The following is a 7,785-nucleotide window of genomic DNA, read 5'->3' on the forward strand; positions in this document are numbered from 1 at the left end:
CACAGCGAGGCGATCGGGTCAGTCCTGCGCCGAGCGGAACGCTTCGACGTTGAGCCCGAACCGGCTCATCTTGTTGTACAGCCCGCCCCGGGACACATTCAACTGTCGGGCGGCCAGGCGGATATTGCCGCGCGTGTCCCGCAGGGCGGCGATGATCGCATTCATTTCGTGGGTATCCAGATCGACGGCCGCCCTGGGTTCCGGAGTAGCCTCGCGGGCCGAGGGCCGTCCGCCCTGCCTGACTTCCAGGGCCAGGTCATTGGCTTGGATGAGTTCGGTGGTTGCCAGGTTGGTCGCGCGCTCAATGACGTTTTCCAGCTCACGGACGTTCCCCGGCCAATGATAGGCATCGAGAACCTCCAGCGCCTGTGGTGACAGGTCTCGTATCGGCTTTCGCAGCGACCGGGCACACCGCGCGAGGAAATGCCGCGCCAGCAAGGGCACATCCTCCCGCCGCATCCGCAGCGGCGGCACCGTCAGGCTCAGCACATTGAGGCGGTAATAAAGGTCCTCGCGAAAGGCCCCGTCGGCGACGGCCTGGCTCAGGTTGCGGTGAGTGGCGGCAATGATGCGCACGTTGACCCGCAGCGATTTTTTCGCCCCCACCCGCGTCACTTCGCCTTCCTGCAGGACGCGCAGCAGGCTGACCTGCGCATCAAAGGCCATATCACCGATCTCGTCGAGGAAGATCGTCCCGCCATCGGCCAGTTCGAATCTGCCCGCCGAGCCACCGCGAGCCGATCCGGTGAACGCACCTTCGACATGGCCGAACAGTTCGCTCTGCACCAGATCCCGGGGAATGGCCCCGCAATTGACCGCCACGAACGGACCGCCACTGCGTTCGCTGGCGTTATGGATGGCCTGGGCAAACAGCTCCTTTCCGGTGCCACTCTCACCGAGAATCAGCGTGGTCGAGTCACTGCGACTGGCGATCCGGCCCAGTTGCAAGGCGTCCTGAATCGCCCGTGAACGACCCTGGATGATCTCGAACGTGTAGCTGGCCTGGGTGCCGATGATGCGCCGGGTAATCTCACGGATGCGCCGATTCTCGCGCAGCGAAACGATACGACCGCCCTGCTCCAGAGGGCAGACAGACACCAGGCAGGCCAGATGACTGCGGTCATGCAGCTCGAAGGTGCAATCCAGGTCCCTTGCCCCTTCGCCATCCCCGCGCAGGATCTCGCCGCTCTGCTCGGTCTGCCCCAGGCTCTGGAACGGCTTGCCCAACCAGTCACGATCGACGCGGAACAATTGCCGGGCGTAATGGTTGAGGGCCTTGATGCAACCCGTTTCATCGAGTACCACCAAGCCCTCGTTGAGCACTTCAAGGACTGTCTGTTGTTCTTCCAGCAGTGCCTGCAGCGCCATTTGCCGGGAGACCGCTTCAGCCGCGGCCTGGACGGTGCCCAGGGTATGGAAGTGAAACCAGCCGGGCTCGGCGGTCAGGGTCAGCATCGCCAGGGTCCGGCCATGAGCATCGCGGATAGGCGCGGCGGCACAATGCATACGCCGCTGGCGCAGGCCTATGCCGAAATTTTCCTCGGCCAGCACATACACCAGCCGGTCCTCGACCAGCGCCAGCCCGGTGCAATTGGTGCCCTGCACCGATTCGAGCAATCGGCTGCCGATGGGCGTGAGGTCCAGCCCGCAGAAATACAGGGTCGTGCCTTCGGCATCGGTCAGGTTGATATGCCCGTTGGGGTTGTAGGCGAGCAAGCCGCGCATGACCTGTGCGGCGGCGGCGATCAACAGGCGATTCGCCGTCAGCGTGGCGGTCAGCTCGGCGGGCGCGACAAAACGGTACTCGCCGTCCTCCGGATCCAGCCCGGCATCGACGCTGCGCCGCCAGGAATTCCAGATCACTTGCCTGACACCGGCGGGACGCTCGGTGCTGGCGTTCAGGCATGCTCGCCAGGCCTCTTCCAGCGCAGCGTTTGATCCTCCATTCAACGACGCGGGGCCGAGGGCGGTCAGATAGTCCCGGTCTTCAACGCTCAGGGCCATGGGTTGTGCATTCATTGTCGGCTCTATGTTCAGGTTCTCGACATGTCAGTGTAGACATGTCCACGAAATGAACATCCCTCCTTCAAGATCGCAGAAATAAACCTTTAAATTCAGCGTGTTGAGTATTGGCACAGCAGTTGCTCCCTGCTGTATAGCGACACCGGCGTTCCAGCCAACGCGTCGCGAACAACAATAAAAGGGAGTCATTTCATGAGCACCTCGAAAACCATTCGCCTGGGTCTTATCGGCGCTGGCCGCATGGGCAGTTTTCACGGCCTGACCGCCGCCCGGCACATCCCCGGCGCCTGCCTCGCCGCCATCGCCGACCCTACTCCCGGCCAGGCCGCGCGCCTGGCGGCGGAGCTGGATGTGCGCAAGACCTACGCCGATCCGCAGCAACTGCTGGACGACCCGGACATCGACGCCGTGCTGATCGCCGCCCCGGCACGCAGCCATGCCGAGCTGGTGATCAGCGCGGCCCGGGCCGGCAAAGGGGTGTTCTGTGAAAAACCCATGGCGATCACGCTGGACGAAGCCGACCGCGCCATCGCCGCCGCTGCCGATGCGCGGGTGACCCTGCAGGTCGGTTTCAACCGGCGCTTCGCCAGGAGTTTCCGCACAGCTCATCTGGACGTGGTCGCCGGCCGGATCGGCACACCCCAACTGCTGCGCTCGCTGACCCGCGACCCGGCGCTGAACAACCCCGCCGCCTCGCCGCAATGGGTGATCTTCCTGGAAACGCTTATCCATGACTTCGATACCCTGCGCTACCTGAATCCGGGCGCCGAGGCGGTCGAAGTGTTCGTGATGGCCGATGCCTTGATTGCACCCGCCTACAAAGAGAAAGGTTTCCTCGACACGGCAGTGGTCACGATCCGTTTCGACAATGGCGCCATTGCCACCGCGGAGGCCAACTTCCAGGCCGTCTATGGCTACGACGTCCGGGGCGAAGTGTTCGGCAGTGCCGGCATGCTGACCATGGGCAGCGTCAACGACTCCGACTTGCTGCGCTATCTGGCCAATGGGGTCCAGGCCGATACCCAACGCCTGGACACCGACTTGCTGCGTGATGCGTACGTGGCCGAGCTCAATCACTTCGTCAGTTGCGTGCGCAGCGGCGAGAAACCGCTGGCCAGCGGTGAAGATGCCCGGGCCGCCCTGGCCATTGCACGGGCTTGCATCGAGTCCTTCCAGCAGGGTAAAGCGGTACGTGTGCAAGGAGCCTCGTCATGAGTTTCATCCCCTTCAAGCTGGCGGTCAGCGCCGAGATGGTCTTTCTCGACCTGCCCTTTCTCGAACGGGTCAAACGCATCCACGCGCAGGGTTTCAGCGTCGAGATATGGAACTGGTCGAGCAAGGACATCCAGGCCCTCGCGGCGATTGGCGCGGATTTCACCTCGATGACCGGTTACATCTCGGGCAACCTGACCGATCCCGAGGCCGTCCGGCAACTGCTCGACAGCGCCGGGGAATCCTTGGCCGTCGCAGCCCGGTTGAACTGCCCGAGCCTGAACCTGCACGGCACCGGCCTGGGTGATCAGGGCTTGCCGGTCAAACCGGTAGCCCGTACCACCGGACGCATGTGGTTGAGCGCCTGCAAGACCCTGGAAAAGATCGCCCGCCTGGGCGAAGACGCCGGCCGGGTGTTCCTGCTGGAAAATCTCAACACCGAAGTCGACCATCCCGGCACACCGTTCGCCCGCGCCGACGATACCCTGGCGCTGATCGAAGCCGTGGGCAGCCCGCACCTGAAAATGAACCTGGACCTTTATCACGCGCAAATCGGCGAAGGAAACCTGATCGAGCTGATCCAGCGCGCCGGTGACGCCATCGGCGAAATCCAGGTCGCCGATGTTCCGGGTCGCATGGAGCCCGGCACCGGTGAAATTCACTATCCGGCCATTGCCCGGGCGCTGTTCGGCATGGGATACAGTGGTGTCGTCGGCCTTGAAGGCTGGGCCAGCGGTGAAAGCGAAACAGCACTGGAGCGCTTCAGACAGGCTTTCACCCTGGATGGGTGAGCGCCTCGCGGACTCCAGACGCGCGGCAAAATTTCCATCACTTGATGACGTTCACTCCATAACAACAAAAGGAAAACCATCATGCGTCGTTGCACAGTGCTTTTCGCCACACTGCTCGTGCTGTTCAGCCAATGGGCCGTCGCCGATTATCGCATCGGCGTCAGCATCGCCAGGGTTGACGACAACTTCATGACCTACGTGCGTAACGGCCTGGACGAGGCCGCCAGGAAGGATAACGTCCAGATCCAGTTCGAGGATGCCCAGGGCGACGTGGTCCGCCAGCTCAATCAGGTCCAGGGCTTCATCAACCAGAAAGTCGATGCGGTCATTGTCCTGCCGGTAGACACTTCCGCCACGGCCAACATCACCCGCGCCGCGGTCGAAGCCAAGACGCCGCTGGTCTACGTCAACCGCCACCCGGACGAGCGCACCTTGCCCAAAGGCGTAGTTACGGTGGCGTCCAACGACATCGAGGCCGGCCAACTGCAGATGCGCTACCTGGCGGAAAAACTCGGCGGCAAAGGCAACCTCGCGATCATCATGGGCGACCTCGCGCAAAACGCGACCCATGACCGCACCGAAGGGGTCAAGCAGGTGCTCAAGGACTTCCCCCAGATCAGGGTCGTCGAGCAGCAGAGCGCCGAATGGCAGCGCAGCAAAGGGATGGACCTGACCAGCAACTGGCTGCTCGCCGGCAGCCGTTTCGATGCCATCGTCGCCAACAATGACGAGATGGCCATCGGTGCGGCCATGGCCTTGCAGCAAGCCGGCAAAGCCAAGGGCGAGATTTCGATTGTCGGCATTGACGGTTTGCCTGATGGCCTGGCGGCGATAAAACGCGGGATGCTGGTCGCGTCGGTATTCCAGGACCCCAAGGCCCAGGCGACCAGCGCGGTGCAGGCGGCGCTCATGATGATCAAGGGCGAGCCGGTTGAACCGGAAGTCTGGGTGCCATTCCAGTTGATCAAGCCTGAGCAACTGGCGGTTTTTGAGCAGCGTTACAAGTAGCAGAGACGCGTGATCGTGGCGAGGGAGCTTGCTCCCGCTCGGTTGCGTAGCAGCCGCAAGATTTTTGGGGCCGCTGCGCAGCCCAGCGGGAGCAAGCTCCCTCGCCACGGGTCGATAAGTGAATGACCAGCTTACGCGATGTGCAACGCCCTGCCCTTGGTCTCGGCGATGGCATTGTTCAAGGCCACCCGGAACAGCTCGACCAGCACATCGATTTCCTCAGCCTGGATGATCAGCGGCGGCAGGAATCGCACAACGGCGCCATGGCGCCCGCCCAGCTCGAGGATGACGCCCAGCCGCAGGCACTGGCGCTGGATGGCCTGGGCCAGTGCCGTATCCGCGGCGGGGACACGGGCATCGCTCGGCGTATCGCTGACAACCTCTACGCCCACCATCAAGCCACGACCACGCACCTGGCCCAGGCAAGGGTAATCGCCCTGCAACTGACGCAACTGTTCCATCAGGCGCTGCCCCATGACCTCGGCGTGCGCTGGCAGGTGTTCGCTGATGATATGGCGCAACGTCGCGGCGCCCGCTGCCATCGCCATCTGATTGCCACGGAACGTGCCGGCATGGGCACCGGGTTTCCAGGTGTCCAGCTCTTCGCGATACACCATCACCGCCAGTGGCAGGCCGCCGCCGATAGCTTTGGACAAGACCAGAATGTCCGGCTCGATGTCGGCGTGCTGGAAAGCGAACAGCTTGCCGGTACGCCCCAGGCCGGTCTGTACTTCATCGATGATCAGTGCCACGCCGTGTTTGCGGGTCAATTGGCGCAAACCCTGGAGCCAACGAACCGGTGCCGGAATCACCCCACCCTCGCCCTGCACGACTTCCACGACCACCGCTGCCGGTGGCAGCACACCCGACTCCGGGTCGCTCAACAGTTGTTCGATAAAGTGCAGCCCGGCATCGATGCCGGCTTCGCCGCCGATGCCGAACGGACAGCGGTAGTCATAGGGGTACGGCAGGAACTGCACGTCCGCCATCAACGAGCCCAGCCCCTGTTTTGGCCCCAGGTTGCCCATCAGGCTCAGTGTCCCCAGGGTCATGCCGTGGTAACCGCCGGAGAACGTCAGGATCGGTTTGCGCCCGGTGGCGATCCGCGCCAGCTTCAAGGCCGCCTCGATGCCATCGGCACCGGTCGGTCCGCAGAACTGGATGCGCGCGTGACGGGCGAAGTTTTCCGGCAAGGCGTTGAACAGGTCCTCGACGAAACGATCCTTGATCGGTGTCGTCAGGTCCAGGGTGTGCAAGGGCAGGCCGGAATCGAGTGTCTGGCGCATGGCCGCGATGGCCACCGGATGGTTATGGCCCAGCGCCAATGTCCCCGCACCTGCGAGGCAGTCCATGAACAATTGGCCTTGGGTATCGCGCACATAAAGACCATGGGCTTCTTGCAAGGCCAACGGAATGCGCCGCGGGTAAGAACGGGCGTTCGACTCCCGGGCCGCCTGGCGTTGCAGATACGGGTTGGTGTTCAGTTCACGCGGCGCTTGCTGGCGAAACTGCTCCAGCGTGAAGGTTGCGCTGGAGGATGAACGGGGCTGGACACTTTCCATTTTGACTCCCTGAGTAACCACTCGGTTGTAGGCGATCAGCCCTGTCCTTGTACCTGCATGGCCTGACGCAGGCTCAGCGGGCGCATGTCGGTCCAGACTTTCTCGATGTGGGCCAGACACTCTTCCTTGCTGCCCTGCATGTCCACGGTGCGCCAGCCGTCGGGCACGCTGCGGTAGTCCGGCCAGATCGAGTACTGCTCCTCTTCGTTGACGACAACCAGAAACCGCGTATCCGGGCTATCCAAACTCATTGCTTGCTCCTTTGACTGGCATGACGGAAAAGATCGCTACGATACAATACTAATGGTAGCGATTCTCATTAATATTATAAAAATCTTACGTTGCGCACATATTTCATTGCTGGCGAGCAGTCGCAAGACAGCAGTACGCTGTTTATACTTCGCCCCTGAACGATAACCTCTCTCGATTCGCGGTCACGGATGAGTCAATGATTCCCAGCCTTGCTCCGCTGTTCATCGGGCCGCTCGCAGCCTTTGAAGAGAAACTGCAACTGCGCAGCCTCCCGCGCACCGATCTGCCGGCCGCCGTGTTCTTCCAGCATGAGACGTTCAGTGCATTCGTCGACGATCTGCTGGCACGCTACAAGACCGATGAGCGCCTGGCCCTGGTGTCGCTGTGGTCCAAGTGGTATTTCAGTACCTTCCTGGCGCCAGTCATGGCCGCCAACCTGCTCCAGCAACGCGAGCTGCCGCTCGCCCTGGCTGATGTCGGCTTGAAACTCGGCGATGACGCCAGGCCCCAGGCCCTGCATTTGCGCGACGATGGTCAGATACTCCCCCGGTGCACGGCCTTCGAGCGGTTCCATACGCTCGTCGAATGCCATCTGGAACCGGTCATCGAGATTCTTGCCAGTGTCAGCCGGGCATCGCCCCGGTTGTTCTGGAGCAACGCCGCCAACACCTTCGAATTCGTCACCACGCGAATCGAGCTGCACCCGCTGGCTGATGCCTCCAGCACCCTGCCGGCCAGGGAGATCCTCACTGCCCGGCTACGTCCCGACGGCCGCCGCAACCCGCTGTTCGCGCCCGTACGCTACCAAGACATCGGCGAGGACGAGCCGCAGCGCCTGAGGCGCATCTGCTGCATTCGCTACCGCCTCCCCGGCGTTGGCTATTGCAGCAGCTGCCCCCTCGATGAATCCAGGCGCCAGGTTCAAGGCGCCTGAGCGC

At 62.7% G+C, this 7,785-nt stretch carries 7 protein-coding genes; 4 read left to right on the top strand and 3 right to left on the bottom strand.

What is annotated here, in order from left to right; all coding sequences use genetic code 11:
* Nucleotides 1–18: 18 nt before the first annotated feature.
* A complete protein-coding gene (locus J3P94_RS15600; protein WP_434568686.1) occupies nt 19–2,019 on the bottom strand; it encodes a sigma-54-dependent Fis family transcriptional regulator in 2,001 nt (666 codons plus the stop codon).
* A 195-nt stretch (nt 2,020–2,214) separates the two neighbouring features.
* Between J3P94_RS15600 and J3P94_RS15605 the strand changes: the two genes are divergently transcribed.
* From J3P94_RS15605 to J3P94_RS15615, 3 genes are all read left to right on the top strand, one after another.
* Entirely contained in the window at nt 2,215–3,237 is a 1,023-nt protein-coding gene (locus J3P94_RS15605) for a Gfo/Idh/MocA family oxidoreductase (RefSeq protein WP_434568687.1), read from the top strand.
* Nucleotides 3,234–4,025, top strand: coding sequence for a TIM barrel protein (locus J3P94_RS15610; protein ID WP_434568688.1), 792 nt, complete (start codon nt 3,234–3,236; stop codon nt 4,023–4,025). Before J3P94_RS15605 ends, J3P94_RS15610 begins: the two co-directional genes overlap by 4 nt.
* 81 nt (nt 4,026–4,106) lie before the next feature.
* The gene (locus tag J3P94_RS15615) at nt 4,107–5,033 is read left to right on the top strand and encodes a sugar ABC transporter substrate-binding protein (RefSeq protein ID WP_434568689.1); all 927 of its coding nucleotides are present in this window, start codon (nt 4,107–4,109) and stop codon (nt 5,031–5,033) included.
* Between the two features lie 131 nt (nt 5,034–5,164).
* On the opposite strand, the gene J3P94_RS15620 is transcribed toward J3P94_RS15615, so the two are convergent.
* Complete coding sequence (locus J3P94_RS15620; protein WP_434568690.1) at nt 5,165–6,595, bottom strand: diaminobutyrate--2-oxoglutarate transaminase; 1,431 nt, start codon at nt 6,593–6,595, stop codon at nt 5,165–5,167.
* 35 nt (nt 6,596–6,630) lie between these two features.
* A complete protein-coding gene (locus J3P94_RS15625; RefSeq protein WP_434568691.1) occupies nt 6,631–6,846 on the bottom strand; it encodes an MbtH family protein in 216 nt (71 codons plus the stop codon).
* Nucleotides 6,847–7,043: 197 nt separating this feature from the next.
* Here J3P94_RS15625 and fhuF point away from each other — a divergent pair, with 197 nt between their 5' ends.
* Complete coding sequence (fhuF, locus tag J3P94_RS15630) at nt 7,044–7,781, top strand: siderophore-iron reductase FhuF (RefSeq protein ID WP_434568692.1); 738 nt, start codon at nt 7,044–7,046, stop codon at nt 7,779–7,781.
* The last annotated feature ends 4 nt before the right edge of the window (nt 7,782–7,785 follow it).

It is taken from the genome of Pseudomonas sp. Z3-8 (assembly GCF_051131975.1).
In the GTDB taxonomy this organism is placed as follows: Bacteria; Pseudomonadota; Gammaproteobacteria; order Pseudomonadales; family Pseudomonadaceae; genus Aquipseudomonas.